The organism is Micromonospora sp. NPDC005305, from assembly GCF_040607315.1.
In the GTDB taxonomy this organism is placed as follows: Bacteria; Actinomycetota; Actinomycetes; order Mycobacteriales; family Micromonosporaceae; genus Micromonospora.
In genome coordinates this window covers 118,273-135,634 of sequence record NZ_JBEXGL010000015.1, presented here as the reverse complement: position 1 = coordinate 135,634, position 17,362 = coordinate 118,273, and the positions used below count along the sequence as shown (strand labels likewise).

The 17,362-nt window shown below is 73.1% G+C and carries 13 protein-coding genes; 4 read left to right on the top strand and 9 right to left on the bottom strand.

The features are described 5' to 3' along the window. Positions 1 to 44 precede the first annotated feature (44 nt). The 3 genes from ABZS80_RS23670 to ABZS80_RS23660 all read right to left on the bottom strand — a co-directional run bounded on the left by ABZS80_RS23670 (position 45) and on the right by ABZS80_RS23660 (position 6,280). Positions 45 to 2,123 carry a hypothetical protein gene (locus ABZS80_RS23670; protein WP_355059044.1) on the bottom strand — a complete coding sequence of 693 codons (2,079 nt, stop codon included), beginning with the start codon at positions 2,121 to 2,123 and terminating at the stop codon, positions 45 to 47. Between the two features lie 353 nt (positions 2,124 to 2,476). Then, positions 2,477 to 4,600, bottom strand: a complete 2,124-nt coding sequence (locus tag ABZS80_RS23665; RefSeq protein ID WP_355059042.1) for a hypothetical protein — start codon at positions 4,598 to 4,600, stop codon at positions 2,477 to 2,479. Positions 4,601 to 4,801: 201 nt separating this feature from the next. After that, complete coding sequence (locus ABZS80_RS23660) at positions 4,802 to 6,280, bottom strand: aminopeptidase P family protein (RefSeq protein WP_355059040.1); 1,479 nt, start codon at positions 6,278 to 6,280, stop codon at positions 4,802 to 4,804. Between the two features lie 111 nt (positions 6,281 to 6,391). On the opposite strand from ABZS80_RS23660, the gene asnB reads away from it, so the two are divergent. Beyond that, positions 6,392 to 8,353 (top strand): asparagine synthase (glutamine-hydrolyzing), encoded by a 1,962-nt coding sequence (gene asnB / locus ABZS80_RS23655; protein WP_355059038.1) that lies wholly within the window; start codon positions 6,392 to 6,394, stop codon positions 8,351 to 8,353. 61 nt (positions 8,354 to 8,414) lie between these two features. On the opposite strand, the gene ABZS80_RS23650 is transcribed toward asnB, so the two are convergent. Then, on the bottom strand, positions 8,415 to 9,533 hold the full coding sequence (locus ABZS80_RS23650; protein ID WP_355059036.1) for a lytic polysaccharide monooxygenase: 1,119 nt from the start codon (positions 9,531 to 9,533) through the stop codon (positions 8,415 to 8,417). 333 nt (positions 9,534 to 9,866) lie between these two features. Between ABZS80_RS23650 and ABZS80_RS23645 the strand changes: the two genes are divergently transcribed. Next, positions 9,867 to 10,796 (top strand): PfkB family carbohydrate kinase, encoded by a 930-nt coding sequence (locus ABZS80_RS23645; RefSeq protein ID WP_355059034.1) that lies wholly within the window; start codon positions 9,867 to 9,869, stop codon positions 10,794 to 10,796. An 88-nt stretch (positions 10,797 to 10,884) separates the two neighbouring features. Here the strand turns inward: ABZS80_RS23645 and ABZS80_RS23640 are convergent, their stop codons facing one another. Next, complete coding sequence (locus ABZS80_RS23640) at positions 10,885 to 12,105, bottom strand: multidrug effflux MFS transporter (protein ID WP_355059033.1); 1,221 nt, start codon at positions 12,103 to 12,105, stop codon at positions 10,885 to 10,887. A gap of 81 nt (positions 12,106 to 12,186) precedes the next feature. Between ABZS80_RS23640 and ABZS80_RS23635 the strand changes: the two genes are divergently transcribed. Then, on the top strand, positions 12,187 to 12,633 hold the full coding sequence (locus ABZS80_RS23635; protein ID WP_151464265.1) for a MarR family transcriptional regulator: 447 nt from the start codon (positions 12,187 to 12,189) through the stop codon (positions 12,631 to 12,633). Between the two features lie 15 nt (positions 12,634 to 12,648). Here ABZS80_RS23635 and ABZS80_RS23630 read toward each other — a convergent pair whose 3' ends face one another. Both ABZS80_RS23630 and ABZS80_RS23625 read right to left on the bottom strand, forming a co-directional pair. Continuing rightward, positions 12,649 to 13,479: an MBL fold metallo-hydrolase gene (locus tag ABZS80_RS23630; RefSeq protein WP_355059031.1), complete on the bottom strand. Its 831-nt coding sequence runs from the start codon at positions 13,477 to 13,479 to the stop codon at positions 12,649 to 12,651. After that, positions 13,476 to 13,880 carry a hotdog domain-containing protein gene (locus tag ABZS80_RS23625; protein ID WP_355059029.1) on the bottom strand — a complete coding sequence of 135 codons (405 nt, stop codon included), beginning with the start codon at positions 13,878 to 13,880 and terminating at the stop codon, positions 13,476 to 13,478. The genes ABZS80_RS23630 and ABZS80_RS23625 overlap by 4 nt, the downstream gene beginning before the upstream one ends. Before the next feature lie 148 nt (positions 13,881 to 14,028). Here ABZS80_RS23625 and ABZS80_RS23620 point away from each other — a divergent pair, with 148 nt between their 5' ends. Further along, entirely contained in the window at positions 14,029 to 15,099 is a 1,071-nt protein-coding gene (locus ABZS80_RS23620) for a phosphatase PAP2 family protein (RefSeq protein ID WP_355059027.1), read from the top strand. A gap of 49 nt (positions 15,100 to 15,148) precedes the next feature. Here the strand turns inward: ABZS80_RS23620 and ABZS80_RS23615 are convergent, their stop codons facing one another. Together ABZS80_RS23615 and ABZS80_RS23610 are read right to left on the bottom strand one after the other, a co-directional pair. Next, positions 15,149 to 16,486 carry a PH domain-containing protein gene (locus ABZS80_RS23615; RefSeq protein ID WP_355059025.1) on the bottom strand — a complete coding sequence of 446 codons (1,338 nt, stop codon included), beginning with the start codon at positions 16,484 to 16,486 and terminating at the stop codon, positions 15,149 to 15,151. Between the two features lie 338 nt (positions 16,487 to 16,824). After that, on the bottom strand, positions 16,825 to 17,352 hold the full coding sequence (locus ABZS80_RS23610) for a PH domain-containing protein (RefSeq protein ID WP_151464826.1): 528 nt from the start codon (positions 17,350 to 17,352) through the stop codon (positions 16,825 to 16,827). Positions 17,353 to 17,362: the final 10 nt, after the last annotated feature.

Sequence of the window (17,362 nt, the reverse complement as noted above, 5' to 3'; positions counted from 1 at the left end):
CAGGGGGCCGGGCCCTGTGCGTCGATCCGTACGCCGACCGCTGCTCAGTTGAAGCAGTCTTCGACGGTGTTGGCGCAGTTGGTGGGGTCGTTGTTGGTGATGGTGGACTTGTCGTCGAGCTTGACCTTGCCCTCGTTGTTGAGGATGCCGCCGGCGACGCGGTGGAGCTTGGCGGTGTCGGTGGCGGTGTTCTTGGTGACGCGGGTCTTGGTCAGGGTGACCTTGCCCTTGTTGTTGAAGATGCCGCCGCCGTTGAGGGCGGTGTTGTTCTTGATTTCGGTGTCGCGCAGGGTGAGGGTGGCGTTGTCGTCCTTGTCCTTGCCGTTGCGCTCGGTGAAGCCGTCTTCGACCTTGACGAGCCATTCGCCGTTGAAGATGCCGCCGCCGAAGCGGTTGGCGGTGTTGTCGACGATGGTGCTGTCGGAGATGGTGGCGGTGGCGTCCTGCTTGTCGTTGGGGTAGCCCCAGTGCTTGCCGCCGGTGTTGACGATGCCGCCGCCGTTTCCGTCGGCGTGGTTCTTGGCGACGAGGACGTGGTCGAGCTTGAGGGCGGTGTTCTCGGCGTAGATGCCGCCGCCGTTCTCGCAGGCGGTGTTGCCGGTGATGGCGGTGAAGGTGATGGTGACGAAGCCGCCGGAGCTGAACAGGCCGCCGCCGTTCTTGCCGGCGCGGTTGTCCGACAGGGTGCTGCGGACGGCGTCCTTGCCGTGGTCGGAGCCGACGATTTCGACGGTGCCGGCTTCCTCGTCGTGCTTGCGGTTGTCCTTGTCCTTGTTCTTGTCCTTGTTCTTGTCGTAGCTGTTCTGCTCGCTGCTGTTCTGGCCGTACGGGTCGTGCTTGGTGTTGTCGCCGTTGCCGTTGGCGATGCCGCCGCCGTTGCCGCCGGCGGTGTTGTTGTCGATGTGGGATTCCACGACCTTGAGTACGCCGCGGTTGAAGATGCCGCCGCCGTCCTCCTGGGCGTGGTTGTCGGTGACCTTGCTGTCTTCGAGGTGGACGCGGCCGAAGTTGGCGATGGCGCCGCCGTTCTTCTCGGCGTTGTTGTGGGTCAGCTTGACCTTGAACAGGTTGGCGCTGCCGCCACGCTCGACCAGCAGCGCACCACCGTCACCCTCACCCTTCTTGTCCTTGTCCTTGTCCTTGTCGCCGTCCCACGACCCCGAACCCTGCGACCCCGAACCCTGCGGACCCGAGTCCATCGCCACCGGCCCACCCTGGGCCCCGGGCGCACCCTGGGCCAACGGGGCGCCCTGCGCGACCGGCGCGGCCTGCACCGCGGTGCCGGTCGGAGCGCCCATGACGGCCGGGGCGGCCGGAGCGGCCGGCGCGGTCTGGGCGGCGGGCGCCATCGGCGCGCCGTTGCCCGGAGCGCCACCCGGAGCGCCGTTGCCCGGCGCGCCACCCGGAGCGCCGTTGCCCGGCGCGCCACCCGGAGCGCCGTTGCCCGGCGCGGAGGGGCCCTGCGACCCACCCGGGACCTGGGGTCCGCCGCCGCCGTACTTGAACTCGGTGGCGTTGCCGCCCTTGACCGTGAGGTCCTTCAGGGTCAGCTCACCGCCGTCGACGACCCGGAAGATCCGGAAGGTGTCCTCGGCGTCGCGCTTGATCGTCGAGCCGTTGCCCTTGATCGTGATGTCCTGCTTGATCTCCGGCAGGGCCGCGCCGAACTTGCGGTCCTTCTCGCCCAGCTCGTAGGTGCAGTTCTCGGCCAGCTTCAGCGTGCCGCCGTGATCCCGGTTGGCCAGATCGAGCGCCTCGACCAGCTCGTCGTCGTCACACGGCACCTCACGGACCTTCCCGTGGTCCCCGCCGTCCGCGTCCCACTCACCACGGTCCCGGCCGTCCTTGCCCTTGTCCCCGTCCTTGTCCTTGCCGTCCCGGCCGTGCTCGTCGTCCCGGGCGTCCGAACCCTCGGCGTCGTCACTGGTGAGCTGGGCGGTCGACCACTTCACGTCGGCGAGCCGGTGCGGGCCCGTGACCCCGGTGGTCGCGTAGGCCACACCCGCGAGGCTGACCGCTCCGGTCAGGCCCACGACGCCGGTGGCGAGCCACAGCCGGCGGCGCCGGAGCGGGGAGGTCGTCTCGCGGGTGGCGTCATTGTTATTGCGAAGGTAGTTGGACATCGGAGCTCTCTGCCCTCTCCTTGTACCTGACAAGGTCGCTTCGCCACGGCGAGGCGGCCTTCGCTACAAATCGGTTGTAGCTGCTGAAGACCAACGTATGAGAAGGTTCTTCGCCTCGTGCCCATATGCGAAAAAAACCCGCATAAGGGGGTGGGCGGCGCGGCGGGACGCAGAGGGCACCGCAGGGGCGGGAGGGCGTCCGCCTGGCGAAGAGGGCTCGCGGAGGCGTAAGGCCGCCGGCTGCCACGGAGGGCCCGAAAGGGGGCAGGGCCAGCCGGTGGTGACGCGGGGGGCAGGGGAGCCCCTCCCCGCCGTGGCGCGGCGGAAAGGGACTCCCCGGGTTATGTGGTGGTTCAGTTGAAGCAGTCCTTGACGGTGTTGGCGCAGTTGGTGGGGTCGTTGTTGGTGATGGTGGACTTGTCGTCGAGCTTGACCTTGCCCTCGTTGTTGAGGATGCCGCCGGCGACGCGGTGCAGCTTGCCGGTGTCGGTGGCGGTGTTCTTGGTGACGCGGGTCTTGGTCAGGGTGACCTTGCCCTTGTTGTTGAAGATGCCGCCGCCGTTGAGGGCGGTGTTGTTCTTGATTTCGGTGTCGCGCAGGGTGAGGGTGGCGTTGTCGTCCTTGTCCCTGTCGTTGCGCTCGGTGAAGCCGTCTTCGACCTTGACGAGCCATTCGCCGTTGAAGATGCCGCCGCCGAAGCGGTTGGCGGTGTTGTCGACGATGGTGCTGTCGGAGATGGTGGCGGTGGCGTCCGACTCCTTGTTGTCGCGCTGCTTGTTGTCGCGCTCCTCGTTGTCGCCGCCGTTGGAGGACCAGTCCTTCTTCCTGTCCTTGCCGCCGGTGTTGACGATGCCGCCGCCGTTTCCGTCGGCGTGGTTCTTGGCGACGTGGACGTGGTCGAGCTTGAGGGCGGTGTTCTCGGCGTAGATGCCGCCGCCGTTCTCGCAGGCGGTGTTGCTGGTGATGGCGGTGAAGGTGATGGTGACGAAGCCGCCGGAGCTGAACAGGCCGCCGCCGTTCTTGCCGGCGCGGTTGTTGGACAGGGTGCTCTGGACGGTGTCCTTGCCCTTGACGGAGCCGAGGATTTCGACGGTGCCGGCTTCGTCGTCGTGCTTGAAGTCCTTGTCCTTGTCCTTGTCCTTGTCCTTGTCGTAGCTGTTGCTGTCGTAGCTGTTCTGCTCGTAGCTCTGGCCGTTGTTGTTCTGGCCGTAGCTGTGCGGGTCGTGGTTGTTCTTGTCGTTGTTGCCGTTGCCGTTGGCGATGCCGCCGCCGTTGCCGCCGGCGGTGTTGTCGTCGATGTGGGATTCCTCGACCTTGAGCACGCCGCGGTTGAAGATGCCGCCGCCGTCCTGGCGGGCGTGGTTGTTCTCGACCTTGCTGTCTTCGAGGTGCACGCGGCCGAAGTTGGCGATGGCGCCGCCGTTTTCCTCGGCGTTGTTGTCGGTGAGCTTGACCTTGATCAGGTGGGCGCTGCCGCCGCGCTCGACCAGGAGCGCACCGCCGTCGCCCTCACCCTTCTTCTCGTCGCGCTTGTCGCCGTCACGCGAGTCCGAACCCTGCGATCCGGAACCCTGCCACCCCGAGCCCTGCGACCCCGAGCCCTGCGACCCCGAACCCGCGACCGGCGCGCCAGGGACGGCCAGCACGGAGGCGCCCATGACGGCCGGCGCCATCGGAGCCCCGTTGCCCGGAGCGCCGTTGCTCGGGCCGCCGTTGCTCGGGCCGCCGTTGCTCGGGCCTCCGTTGCTCGGGCCGCCGCCGCCGTACTTGAAGGCGGTGGCGTTGCCGCCCTTGACGGTGAGGTCCTTCAGGGTCAGGTCGCCGCCGTCGACGACCCGGAAGATCCGGAAGGTGTCCTCGGCGTCGCGCTTGATCGTCGAGCCGTTGCCCTTGATCGTGATGTCCTGCTTGATCTCCGGCAGGGCCGCGCCGAACTTGCGGTCCTTCTCGCCCAGCTCGTAGGTGCAGTTCTCGGCCAGCTTCAGCGTGCCGCCGTGATCCCGGTTGGCCAGATCGAGCGCCTCGACCAGCTCGTCGTCGTCACACGGCACCTCCCGGACCTTCCCGTGGTCCCCGCCGTCGGCGTCCCACTCACCGCGGTCCCGACCGTCCTCGCCCTTGCCCTTGTCCCCGTCCTTGCCGTCCTCGTGGTCGCCCTTGTCGGCGTCGGAGGCGTGCTGCGGCGCGGCCGCGCGGTTCTCGGCCACGCGGTTCGGGGTGTCGGACTTGTCGTTGTCCCGGGCCGCGAGGCCACCGAGCGCCGCCAGCCCGACGACGCCGGTCAGTCCGGCCACGCCGGTGGCGACCAGGAGGGCCCGCCGCCTGCTCGTCGACGGGGCCGTCGGGGCCCCGCCGTCGCTGTTCGTTACGTCGTTGGACATCAGAGCCTTCCGCCCTTTCGGTCTACCTAAAGGGGTCGCACCGCCCCAGGCCGAGCGACCAGCTACAAATCGGTTGCAGCCTCTGATCGCCAACATATGAGAAGGATCCTCGCGACGCGGACGGATCCGAAGAAATCGCGCATTTGGCTCACATTCGGCTGGGCGGCGTCACCCGGGGGCGTAGCGACACCCGGGGGCGTGAGCAGCGCAAACGACGACGGGCCCGGCACCGGCGTCGTTACCGCGAGAAACCTCGCAGACGCCGGCGGCGGGCCCGCCGGGGGTCGTGCTGGTGGGTCAGCCGGGCAGGCGGGGGCCGGCCTCGCGCTGCTCGGCCAGCCAGGTCTCCACCTCGTCGGAGCGGCGCGGCAGGCCGGCCGAGAGGTTCACCGGGCCGTCCGCGGTGACCAGGATGTCGTCCTCGATCCGCACGCCGATGCCGCGAAGCTCCTCGGGGACCAGCTCGTCCTCGGGCTGGAAGTAGAGGCCCGGCTCGACGGTGAGCACGTAGCCCTCGCCGAGCGGCCCGTCCCGGTAGGTCTCCTTGCGGGCGTTGGCGCAGTCGTGCACGTCGATGCCGAGCATGTGGCTGGTGCCGTGCAGCGTCCAGCGGCGGTAGACCGTCGACGCCGGGTCCATCGCCTCGTCGACGCTCACCGGCAGCAGGCCGAGATCCTTCAGCGCCTCCGCGAGCACCCGCATGGCGGTCAGGTGCACCTCGCGGAACGCCACGCCCGGCTTGATCACGTCGATGCCGGCCTGCTGTGCGGCATAGACGGCGTCGTAGACCTGGCGCTGCAGCGGGGTGAACCGGCCGTCGACCGGGAGCACCCGGGTGACGTCGGCGGTGTAGAGGTTGCGGTTCTCCACGCCCATGTCCATGAGCAGCAGCTCGCCCGGGCGGGTGGCGCCGTGGTTGTGCACCCAGTGCAGGATCGTGGCGTGCTCGCCGGCGCCGACGATCGAGCCGTAGCCGACGTCGTTGCCGTCGTGCCGCGCGCGCAGCGCGAAGATGCCCTCGAGCAGCCGCTCGGAGACCGCCCGGTCGGCCGGGAGCGCCCGGGCCACGTCCTCGAAGCCGCGGACGGTGGCGTCACACGCCTCCTGGAGCTGGGCGATCTCCCACTCGTCCTTGACCAGCTTCAACTCGGAGATCGCGATGGCCAGCTCGCGGTCGCGGCCCGGCTGCCCCTCGGCCCGCGCCCCGTCGTAGGGCCGCACCGCCGCGTCCACCCGGGCGTCGAAGCCGCGCAGCACCCGGGTCCGGCCCGGCGCCAGCTCGGCGAGCGCCGCGTCCAGCTCGGTCAGGTCGGCGGTGGGCAGGCCCAGCTCGGTCGACTTCTCCTTCAGCGTCGGCCGCCGGCCCACCCACAGCTCGCCGTGCCGGCTGCGGAAGAACTCGTCGGTCGCGCGGGACGACCGGGGCCGCATGAACAGGGTGGCCTCGCCGCCCGGCCGGAGCACGAGCACGCTGTCCGGCTCCTGGTCGCCGGTCAGGTAGGCGAAGTCGCTGCCCGGCCGGAACCGGTGGTCGGTGTCGTTGGCGCGTACCTTCTCGGTGCCGGTCGGGATGACCAGCGTCTCCCCCGGGAAGGCCTCGGCCAGCGCGGCCCGCCGCTTGGCGTGGTTGGGCACCTCCGGCCGAGGGCCGATGGGCAGCTCCGTGTCCCGCCAGCCCTGCCGCATGAAGGACAGGAACGCCTCCGGGAAGTCCGGGTCGTGCGATTCGGTGCCGTCCGCCGGCTTGCCCTGCTGCTGTGCCCGCTCCTCGGCCATGTGCCGCCTCCCTGCGCCTCGTCGCTGGTCCAGACGGTACCGCGCGGGCGGGAACGCGGAGTGCCTGCGGTGCCGCGACGGTGGCTTCCGGCGCGTGGAAAGATGGCCACCATGTGCGGACTCCTGGCCTTTTTCAGCGCGCGCGGTGACGCCGCCGCTCACCGCGACCACATCGCCGGAGCACTGGAGTGCCTGCACCACCGCGGCCCGGACGAGACCGGGGTCGAGGTGGTCGGCGACGCCTCCGGGAGGTACGCGGACGGGGTGTTCGCGCACAAGCGGCTGGCGATCATCGACGTGGCGCTCAGCCACGAGCCGCTGCCCTACGCGAACGAGCGCTACCTGCTCACGTTCAACGGCGAGATCTACAACTACATCGAGCTGCGGGACGAGCTGATCCGCGACTACGGCGCGCAGTTCGCCACCAACGGCGACGGCGAGGTGATCGTCGCCGGCTACCACTACTGGGGTGAGCAGGTGCTCACCCGGCTGCGCGGCATGTTCGCCTTCGTGATCTGGGACCGGCAGGAGCGGCGGGCCTTCGGCGCGCGGGACTACTTCGGCATCAAGCCGCTGCACTACCTGGAGACCCAGGACGGGCTCTACCTCGCCTCCGAGAAGAAGGCCCTGCTGCCCTTCGCCCACTCGGCCTACCAGGGCGACGCGGGGATCGACGCGGCCAACCTGAGCCACTACCTGACCCTGCAGTACGTCCCGGAGCCGGGCACGCTGCACCGGGGGATCAGCCGGATCGGGTCGGGGGAGTACCTGACCTGGACGCCCGGTGGCCGGATCGAGGTGCGCCGCTGGTACCGGCCGGTGTTCCGGCCGGCCCCGGTCTCCGACGAGCAGAAGCTCTACCACGAGATCCGGGAGACGCTGCGGGAGAGCGTCCGGATGCACATGCGCTCGGACGTGCCGGTCGGCTCGTTCCTCTCCAGCGGCATCGACTCGACCGCCGTGGTGGCCCTGGCCCGGGAGTTCAACCCGAACATCCTCACCTTCACCGTCGGCTACGACGTGCCGGGCTACTCCGAGATCGACGTGGCCCAGGAATCGGCCCGGCACCTCGACGTGACCACGATCCCGACCAAGATCGGGCCGCAGGACATGATCGACGCACTGCCGAAGATCGTCTGGCACCTGGACGACCCGGTGGCCGACCCGGCCCTGGTGCCGCTCTACTTCGTCGCGAAGAAGGCCGCCGAGCATGTCACGGTGGTGCTCTCCGGCGAGGGCGCCGACGAGTTCTTCGGCGGTTACACGATCTACCGGGAGCCGCTGTCGCTCAACGCGGTGAACAGCCTGCCCGGCGGGGTGCAGAAGGGCCTGCGGGCGGTCTCCAAGGCCATCCCGCAGGGCGTGAAGGGCAAGAGCTTCCTGGAGCGCGGCACCACCCCCATCGAGGAGCGCTACTACGGCAACGCGCGGATGTTCACCGAGGAGGAGAAGCAGCACCTGCTGCGCCGCTACGACCCCTCGGTCCGCTACACCGACGTCACGGCGCCCATCTACGCCGAGGCCACCGAGCTGGACGACGTCACCAAGATGCAGTACGTCGACCTCTACACCTGGCTGCGCGGCGACATCCTGGTGAAGGCCGACCGGATCTCGATGGCGCACTCGCTGGAGGTCCGGGTGCCGTTCCTCGACCGCGAGGTGTTCAACGTGGCCGCGGGCATCCCGGTCGACCTGAAGCTGCCGCCCCGCTCCGAGGCCACCAAGTACGCGATGCGCCAGGCGTTGCAGGGCGTGGTGCCGCCGGCCATCGTCAACCGCAAGAAGCTGGGCTTCCCGACCCCGACCCGGGTGTGGCTGCGCGGCGAGATGTACGAGTGGGCCCGGCACGTGCTGGCCACCTCGGGCGCGGGCGACCTCATCGACCTGTCGTACGCCATGCGGCTGCTGGAGGAGCACAAGCGGGAGGAGGCGGACCACTCCCGCAAGGTGTGGACCGTGCTGATCTTCTGCATCTGGCACGCCATCTTCGTGGCGAAGACCCTCGACCCGGGCATCCAGCGCAACCAGTCCGCCCTGCTCACCAAGCCGGTGGTCGGCAGCATGGTCCGCTGACGCGGGTGTGACGGCGGGGCCCCCGGGGACGTGTCCCCCGGGGGCCCTTCTCACGTCCGGGTCACCGGCCGGTGCAGGTGACCGTGGGCAGGGTGTTCGTGCCGGAGACGTTGGCGGTGAAGCCGAACGTGGTGGTGCCCTCCGGTGGGACGCTCCCGTTGTAGGCGGCGTTGGTGACCGTCACGGCGGCCCCGCTGGTGCTCACCGTGCCGTTCCAGAGTTGGGTGATGCTCTGCCCGCTGGGCCAGGTCCAGTTCGCCGTCCAGCCGGCGTAGGTCCGGGTGCTGTGGTTCATGATCATGACCTCGCCCTGGAAGCCGCCCTGCCAGGCGCTGACCACCTTGTACACCGCCATGCAGGCGCCGCCCGGCATGGTCGGGGTCGGGGTCGGGCTCGGCGAGGACGGGGGAGTGGGCGTGGGGCTGGTCGGGCCCGGACCGGGCGTGGTGGGGTTCGGCCCTGGCGTGCCGCCGGAGCCGACCCCGGTCACCTCCCCGTTCCCGCCGTCGAAGGTCACGTCCGAGCAGCCGAAGAAGTTCTCCTGGCTGTCCGAGCGGACCCAGCGGGAGTAGATGATGTGCCGGCCGCTCTTGTTCGACGGCAGCGAACCGGTGAAGTAGTAGTGCCCGTCGTTGGTGCCCACCGAGCCGCGCTGCGGCGGGTTGGTCACCTGCAGGAACGGCTGCTCCTCCAGGTCGCTCCAGGCCAGCGGCCGGGTCGGGCTCCAGCTGTCCTTGGTCACGTAGAAGTAGAAGGTGCCCGGGTGGTGGGCCCAGTTGCTGTAGCGGAACTCCATCGACCGCCCGGCCGTCAGGTGGGTGACCGGCCAGTCGGTGCGGGCCAGGTCGTAGCCGGCGAAGTTCGCGTTGCCGCCGCTGCACAGCTTGCCGTCGGGGATGAACCCGACGGTCCGGCCGCCCGCGTCGGAGCGCAGCACGCTGAACCAGTTGTAGAGCGAGTTGGCGCCGCTCTGGGCCACGGCCGCCGAGCAGGCGGGGTTGCTCGGCCTGATCTCCCCGGTCGAGGTGAGGCCGTCCTTCCAGCACAGGTAGGTCCGGGCGCCCGGGGTCATCGCCGCGCCGTGCGCGGCGGCCGGGTCGGGGCCGGTGACCAGGGCGAGCGCGCCCAGGGCCAGGGTGGCGGCCGCGGTGAGCAGCGCGGCCGTACGGGATCGGTGCACGGGATCTCCTGACTCGCGAGGCGCGACCCGCACGGCCGGCCCCGCTGCGACGAGCGGATGCGACGATCGCGGTGCCACGCCCGGCGGCCGGAGTGCGGCCGGGGCCGTCGGGGGGACGCGCACCGCCTCGGTCCGTGCCACGGACCGTCAGTGCCCTCGCGTCGGCTCGACCCGGCGGCCGGCGGCGCGGCAGCCCCCGCGCCCTCCCGGCACGCGCAATCCCATCACGTCCGGTCATTCGGCGCAATAGTCGCCCGTCGATGCGGGCGTCTCGTCGCGCCGGGCCCCCGCCATGCGCCAGGATCGGGGGTACGACCGACGGAGGGAGCCAGGATGGGGTACGCGGTGGTGCTCGGCGAGGCGTTGGTCGACCTGCTCGACGCCGAGCGCGACGGGGAGCCCGTCTTCCGGCAGGCGATCGGCGGGGGGCCGCTGAACGTGGCCGTGGCGGCGGCCCGGCTCGGCGGTGACGTCCAGTTCGTCGGGTCGCTCGGCGACGACGCGCTCGCCACCCGGATCCGCGCCTTCCTGGGCGCCGCGGGCGTGGGCGTGGACGGGGCGGTCACCGTGCCGGCGCCCACGGCGCTCGCGGTGGCGACGTTCGCCGGCCCGGAGCCGGACTTCCGCTTCTACGGTGAGCCCCGGTCATACGCGCTGCTCACCGCCGAGGACCTGGACGTCGCCCTGGTCGAGGGCGCGCAGGTGCTCTACTGCGGCTCGATCGTGCTGCTCGACCCGCCGGTGCTGGCCGCCGCCCGCCGGGCCTGGGCGATGGCCGGGGCGCTGCGGGTGTTCGACCCGAACGTGCGCCCGAGCCTGCTCACCGGCCCAAGCGCGCTGGACGACCTGCGCGCGGTGGTCGCCGAGTTCGCGGCGAGCGCCCACCTGGTCAAGCTGAGCGCCGCCGACGCGCGCCACCTCTACCCGCGGGAGCCGGTCGAGGGCGTCGCCGCGTACCTGCGGGAACTGGGCGCGGGGACCGTGGTGGTCACGCTCGGGGCGGACGGCGCGCTGGTCGCCGCCGCCGCCGACGTCGTACGCGTCCCCGCCCCGAAGGTCGACGCCGTGGACGCCACCGGCGCGGGCGACTCGGTGATGGGCGCGCTCGTCGCGGACCTGCTGCACGCCGGCGAGCCGGCGGACCCGGCCGGCTGGCGCGACCGGGTGGCCTTCGCCCTGCGGGTGGCCGGCCTGGTCTGCGAGTCGCCCGGCGGGGCCACCGCCATGCCCACCCGCGAGGCCGTGGCCGACCGCTTCCGCTGACCGGAAAGGAAGGGCCCCTTCTTAACGCCTCCGGTAGAGGAAGGGACCCTTCCTAACGCCGGCGCGGCACGTCGGTCGGCCGCCCGCCTCAGCGCGGGCGGGCCAGGGTGAGCACGGCGGTGAGGGAGAGCGCGGCGGCGACGGCCAGCACGATGGCCATCGGCGTGGCGCTGCCCTCGCCGCCCAGACCGACCAGGGGCGCGGCGAGCGCGCCGACCACCGACTGGACACCGCCCATCAGCGCGGCGGCGGTGCCGGCGCGCCGGGCGTGCGCGTCCAGCGCCAGGGCCGTGCTGTTCGGCATCACCATGCCCAGCGAGCCCACGAACGCGAACAGCGCCACGGCGACCACGGCGAGGCTGCCGGCGAGCGCGCCGGTGAGCACGCCGGCCGCCGCCACCACGCCGACCACGAGCGTGGCGACCAGCAGCCGGCGCGGGCTGAACCGGTCGAGCAGCCGCGCGTTCGCCTGCCCCATGGCCACCAGGGCGAGCGCGTTGAGCCCGAAGATCAGGCTGAACGCCGCCGCGGAGACGCCGAAGACGTCCTGGAACACGAACGACGACCCGGAGATGTACGCGAACAGCCCGGCGAAGGCGAAGCCCTGGGTCAGCGCGTACCCGAGGTAGACCCGGTCGGCGATCAGCGACCGCATGGTCCGGGCGGTGGCAGCCAGGCCGCCGGTGCTGCGGCCCTCGGCCGGCAGCGTCTCCGGCAGGCGCAGGGCGACCGCGACGGAGAGCAGCACCCCGATGGCGGCCAGGGTGAGGAAGACGGCCCGCCAGTCGCCGAACCGCAGCACCAGGCTGCCGACGCTCGGCGCGGCCACCGGCGCGACGCCGAAGACCAGGGTGAGGCGGGAGAAGTACTTCGCGGCCTCGCGGCCGGCGTAGAGGTCGCGGACCACCGCCCGGGCGACCACCACCCCCATGCCGCCGGCCAGGCCCTGGACGAACCGCGCGGCGGCCAGCAGCGGCGCGTTCGGCGCCACGGCGCAGACCAGCGCGAGCACGGTGTACGCGACGACGCCGATCAGCACCGGGCGGCGTCGCCCCCACCGGTCGCTGAGCGGGCCGGTGACGAACTGGCCGACCGCGAGGCCGATCAGGCAGGTGGTCAGCGAGAGCTGGATGCCGGCCTGGTCGGCGCCGAGGTCGCGGGTCATCGCCGGGAACGCCGGGAGGTACATGTCCAGCGAGAGCGGGCCGATGGCGGTGAGCGTGCCGAGCAGCACCAGCAGGGTGGCGCCGCCGCGTGCGGCCCGGGGGTCGATGGTCGGGCGCGCGGCGGTCCGCACGGTCTGGCTCACGGAGGTTCCCCCTGAAGTCGACGATTCCGGGTAACCTTAGCTCTGTAGTCAGAACTATTGCGATGTGAAGAAGGTGACTCCGTGCCGAGCGACGAGGCCATCGCGCGCTTCGGGGCCGTGCTGGGGGAACTGCACCGGCTGCTCCGCCGCAAGGTCGTCGGCCGGGCCAACCGCGACGCCCTGCCCGAGGCGCAGGTGGAGGTGCTGCACCTGGTCCGGGCCGAGCCGGGGATCAGCGGCAAGGAGGTCGCGCGGCGGCTGGGCACCGCGCCGAACACGGTCAGCACCCTGGTCCGCGACCTCACCGACGCCGGGCTGCTGGCGCGCGACCGCGACCCGGAGGACCGCCGGGTGGTGCGGCTCGCCCTCACCGAGGCCGCCCGCGTCCGGATGGACGACTACGCGGCCCACCGCAGGGCCCTGCTCACCGAGGCCCTGGCCACCCTCGACCCGCCGGCCCGCGACGCGATCCTCGCCGCCGCCCCGCACCTCGACGCCCTGCTCGGCGCCCTGCGCGCCCGCCCCTGACGCCGCCGCGGGCGGTCAGGCGGCGCCGTCGAGCTCGGCGTAGCCGCGGCGGGCCGCGACGAGACCCGGGCGGGCGCCGAACGGCGACTCGGCGGCCACCCGCTCGGGCGGGGCGCTGCCGGTGTGGCCGGCCCGGATCAGCCACGCCTGGCGGGCGAGGTCGGCGTGCTGGGCCCGGACGAACGCCACGTCGACCGGCTCGCCGTGCCCCGGGACCACCAGCGTGGCCGGCGTGGTCAGCCGGAGCAGCCCGGCCACCGCGTCCGGCCACTGCACCGGGTACGACTCCTCGAAGGCCGGCGGCCCGCTCTGCTCCACCAGGTCGCCGGCGACCAGCACGTCCGCGTCCGGGATGTGCACCACCAGGTCGGCGTCGGTGTGACCGTGCCCGGGATGGTGCAGCACCACCCGCCGGCCGCCCACGTCGAGCACCGCCTCGCCGTGCACCGGATGGGTCGGAGCCAGCAGTTCGGTGCGGGCCAGCTCGGCGGCGAGGTCGGGCTGCTCCGCGCGCATCTCCTCGGACGCCGCCCGGCGCAGCTCGTCGGGGTGGTCGCGGAGGACCGCGGCGGCCTGGGCGTGTGCGTAGACCGGGCGCGGCGGGTCGGCGGCCAGGACGGCGTTGCCGAAGCAGTGGTCGAAGTGGTGGTGCGTGTTGACGATCGTCCACGGGTGCGGGGTGACCCTGCGGGCCGCCTCCGCCAGCTCCCGGGCCTGCCCGGCGGTGGAGAGGGTGTCCACCAGCAGCGCCGCGCCGTCGCCCACCACCAGCGTCACGTTGACGTGCAGCAGCGGGTCGCGCAGCACGTGCACGCGGTCGGCGATCTCGACGAACCGGACGGTCATGACGCCCGCACGGCGCGCTCGACGAAGCGCTGGCGGTCGACCAGGGCCCGCTCGACCCGCCCGGTGGCCACCACCTCGTTGCCGTCGGTGACGATCACCTCGAAGGTCAGCCGCCGGCCGTCGACCTTGACCAGCTCGGCCCGGGCGGCCACCGTCCGCCCGACCGGCGTGGCCGCGCGGTGCTCCAGCTCGACGCGGGTGCCGACCGTCGTCGACCCGGACGGGACCCGGGTCGCGGTCGCCGCCACCGTGGCCGCCTCCGCCAGCGCGAGCACCCGGGGCGTGCCGAGCACCGGCACGTCGCCCGAGCCCACCGCCTGCGCGGTGTCCGTGTCGGTGACGGTCAGCTCGACCCGGGCGGTCAGGCCCGGGGCGAAGGGCGACTCCGGCTGCTCCTGCATGGGCCGAGCCTAGTGCAGCGGCCCCGGGGCCCGGGCGGCGTCCGGACCGCCGCCCGGCCCCCTCGCGAGAGCCGGACGGGGGTGACCGGCCCGGTCGGCGGGCGGTCGGCGTCGGCGGTCCCGTCGCACGCCGTTAACCTTGTCCGCGATGGCCGTGCTGACTGATCCCACGCCCCCCGCCCCTGCCGGACCGACCGCGTCCCCCGACGGCGGGCGCCGTCGCGTGGTGGCGATGGCGATCTGGGGAATCGCCTTCGTGGCGGCCTGGCTCGCCATCGGCCTGCCGACCGACCCGGCGTACGCGTTCCTGTGGATCTGGGCGGGCACCATCGCCTGGCACTCGTCCCGCCCGTGGCGCAGCCACCTGCGCTTCGCCCGGGACTGGATCCCGGTGGTGCTGCTGCTGGCCGCGTACAACCTCTCCCGGGGGTTCGCCGACAACGGCGCGACGCCGCACGCCATGGAGCTGATCGTCGCCGACCGGTTCCTGACCGGCTGGGCCACCGGCGGGGAGGTGCCCACCATCTGGCTCCAGCAGCACCTCTACCGACCCGACCAGGTGCACTGGTGGGACGTCGCGGCCAGCTGGATCTACTTCTCGCACTTCGTGGCGACGCTCGCCGCGGCCGCGGTGCTCTGGCTGCGGAACCGCGCGCGCTGGGGCGCGTACATGCGGCGGTGGGGCTTCCTCTTCGCGGCCGGGCTGGCCACCTACTTCCTCTACCCGGCCGCCCCGCCGTGGTGGGCCGCCCAGAACGGGCTGCTCTCCGACGTCGCGCGGATCTCCACACGGGGCTGGAAGGAGATCGGCATGCACGGCGCGGGCAACCTGCTCAACGCCGGCCAGATCGCGTCCAACCCGGTGGCCGCCATGCCGTCGCTGCACACCGCGTTCGCCCTGTTCGTGGTCCTGTTCTTCCTGCGCGCGACGCGGAAGCGCTGGTGGCCGCTGCTGCTCGCGTACCCGCTGGCGATGACCTTCACGCTGATCTACAGCGGCGAGCACTACCTGATCGACGTGCTGGTCGGCTGGGCGTACGTCGGCCTGACCTTCCTGGTGGTCGGGCTGGCCGAGCGCTGGTGGGCGGCCCGCCAGGACCGCCGCGCCGCGCTCGCCCCGGCGACGGAGGCGGCCCCTGCCGCCGAGCCGACCCGGCCTGCCGTCCACCCGATCCGCGCGGCCGACGCCGACCCGGCCACGGTGCCCGCGGAGCGCTGACCGGCCGGGCCAGCCCGGCGTGGTGTCCGCGGAGCGCTGACCGGTCGGCTCAGCCCGGCTGGCCCCGGCCGCTCCGCCGGGCCGCGTGCGCCCGCGCGGTCAGCTCCGCCGCCAGCTCCCACGCCTCGCCCAGGTCCCGGTCCAGCGCCGCCGCGCCCGAGCCGCCGGCGGTGTCCGCGTGCACGGTGGCCAGCCGCAGCCGTCGCTGCGCCGGGCCCTGGGTCACCCGCACGCTCTGGATCCGGGCGTACGGCACCAGCGTCAACCGGCGGGTCAGCAGCCCGGACCGGGCCACGAAGACCTGCTCGTCGAGGCCGGCGCCGACCCTCGCCCGGCTCAGCGGGCGCAGCCAGCGGGCCCGCCGGGGTGGCAGCGTGGCGGGCAGCGCGCCCAGCCGGACACCGGGGAGCACCTCGGCGACGACCAGCTCGCCGGTGGGCGCGTCGCCGACCGGCAGCAGCCGGTCCGGGCGGTTGCGGTCGTCCGGCTCGGCGCCCGAGTAGCCGGCCACCTCCAGCCGCAGCCGCAGCCAGCCCTTCATCCGCCAGAGCAGCGGCCAGGTCACCCCGACGGTCTGCACCCGGTGCAGCGGCACGGTCTGCACCCGGGTCTCCAGCAGCCCGTTGCGCACCCGCAGCGTGCCGCCGTCCCGGTCGAGCCGGAAGCTCCAGTCGTCGAGCACCCGGCGGACCGGTTGCAGCAGCACGCCGGCCATGGCGGTCAGCGTGCTGGCCACCGCGATGAACGACCAGGACCCCTCGGAGACGAACTGCGCCACCACGAACGCGAGACCGAACGGGAGCAGGAACGCCTGCGGGGTGAGCAGCTGGCTGACCAGCAGGTCGCGGTTGCGGACGTGGTGCAGCCGCCGGCCGGCCGGGGCGGCCGCGGGCGGCGTGCCGGCGGCGGCCGGGGCGGCCTCGGGGGCGCGGCCGGCCACGGCGAGCAGCCGCTGCCGCAGCGCCGTCGCCTCGGCCACGCTCAGGTACGCCAGCGGCGCCTCCGTCTTGCCCCCGCCGACCACCTCCAGCCGCAGCTCGGCCAGCCCGGTGAGCTGCGCGAGCAGCGGCCGGACCACCTCGACCGCCTGCAGCCGCTCCAGCGGGATCGCGCGGGTACGCCGCCAGAGCAGCCCCTCGTGCACCCGCAGCTCGCGCCCCACCACGTGGTATCCGGTGTTCCACCAGCTGATCACCGAGAGCACGGTGGCGCCGAGGACGAAGACCGCGACCAGCGCGGCGAACCAGCCGAAGCCGACCCGGGACAGCGTCGACCAGGACAGGCCGGCGATCACCACGACCAGCGACTTCGCGCCGTGCAGCGCCGGGCTCAGCGGGTGCAACCGCTGCCGCGGCTCCTCCCCGGCGGGTTGCGGAGCCCCCGGCACGTTCGTCGCGGGCGGTCCCCATGGGCCCGCTCCCGGCGGCGCGGGACGAGCCGCCCCGGGCCAGGGCGGCGCGGGTGGCCCGTACCCGGGCGGGGGCGTGGGCGGCCCGTACCCGGGTGGTGGCGTGGGCGGCCCGTACCCGGGTGGTGGCGCGGGCGGCCCGTACCCGGGTGGTGCCGCGGGCGGCCCGTGGCCGGGCGGGGGCACCGGGTGGGCGTACCCCGGTTGTGGTGGCCACGGGTGGCCGTTCCTCGGCGGCTCGGCGGCGGCCGGCGGCGGTGCGGCGGCGGGCGGGTGCGGCGGCGGGGCGCCGGGCTCCGGCTCCGCCGGGCCGTCGCTCACAGCCCCTCCGCCCGGTCCTCGCCCAGCGCGGTGAGCCGGTCCCGGAGCCGGGACGCCTCGGCCGGCCGCAGGCCCGGCACCCGGGCGTCGCTCGCCGCCGCGGCGGTGTGCAGCTGCACGGTGGCCAGGTCGAAGGCGCGCTCCAGCGGCCCCGCGCTCACGTCGACGAACTGCATCCGGGAGTACGGCACGATGGACAGCCGCCGCACCAGCAGACCGTGCCGGACCAGCAGGTCGTCGGCCCGCTCGGCGTAGCCCCAGGCGCCCACGGCGCGGACGATGGTGACCGCCCGCCAGGCGGCCAGCAGCAGCGCCACGCCCAGGGCCGCGCCGAGCAGCCAGTGACCGGCGACCGCCCAGGCCACGCCGAGCACCACCAGCGCCACGGCCAGACCGATGCCGAGCCGGATCAGCTCCACCCAGATCAGGTCGCGGGAGATCGGCTGCCACCGGACGGTGTCCGGCCAGGGCTCCAGGGGGCCGGTCGGGGCCGGCGGCCGGCCGGCGAGGTCGTCACCGTTCACCGGCTGGTCC

Coding starts and splice junctions, on each gene's coding strand:
- ABZS80_RS23670 (WP_355059044.1), bottom strand. CDS start 2,123: ATGTCCAACTACCTTCGCAATAACAATGACGCCACCCGCGAGACGACC.
- ABZS80_RS23665 (WP_355059042.1), bottom strand. CDS start 4,600: ATGTTGGCGATCAGAGGCTGCAACCGATTTGTAGCTGGTCGCTCGGCC.
- ABZS80_RS23660 (WP_355059040.1), bottom strand. CDS start 6,280: ATGGCCGAGGAGCGGGCACAGCAGCAGGGCAAGCCGGCGGACGGCACC.
- asnB (WP_355059038.1), top strand. CDS start 6,392: ATGTGCGGACTCCTGGCCTTTTTCAGCGCGCGCGGTGACGCCGCCGCT.
- ABZS80_RS23645 (WP_355059034.1), top strand. CDS start 9,867: ATGGGGTACGCGGTGGTGCTCGGCGAGGCGTTGGTCGACCTGCTCGAC.
- ABZS80_RS23630 (WP_355059031.1), bottom strand. CDS start 13,479: ATGACCGTCCGGTTCGTCGAGATCGCCGACCGCGTGCACGTGCTGCGC.
- ABZS80_RS23625 (WP_355059029.1), bottom strand. CDS start 13,880: ATGCAGGAGCAGCCGGAGTCGCCCTTCGCCCCGGGCCTGACCGCCCGG.
- ABZS80_RS23620 (WP_355059027.1), top strand. CDS start 14,029: ATGGCCGTGCTGACTGATCCCACGCCCCCCGCCCCTGCCGGACCGACC.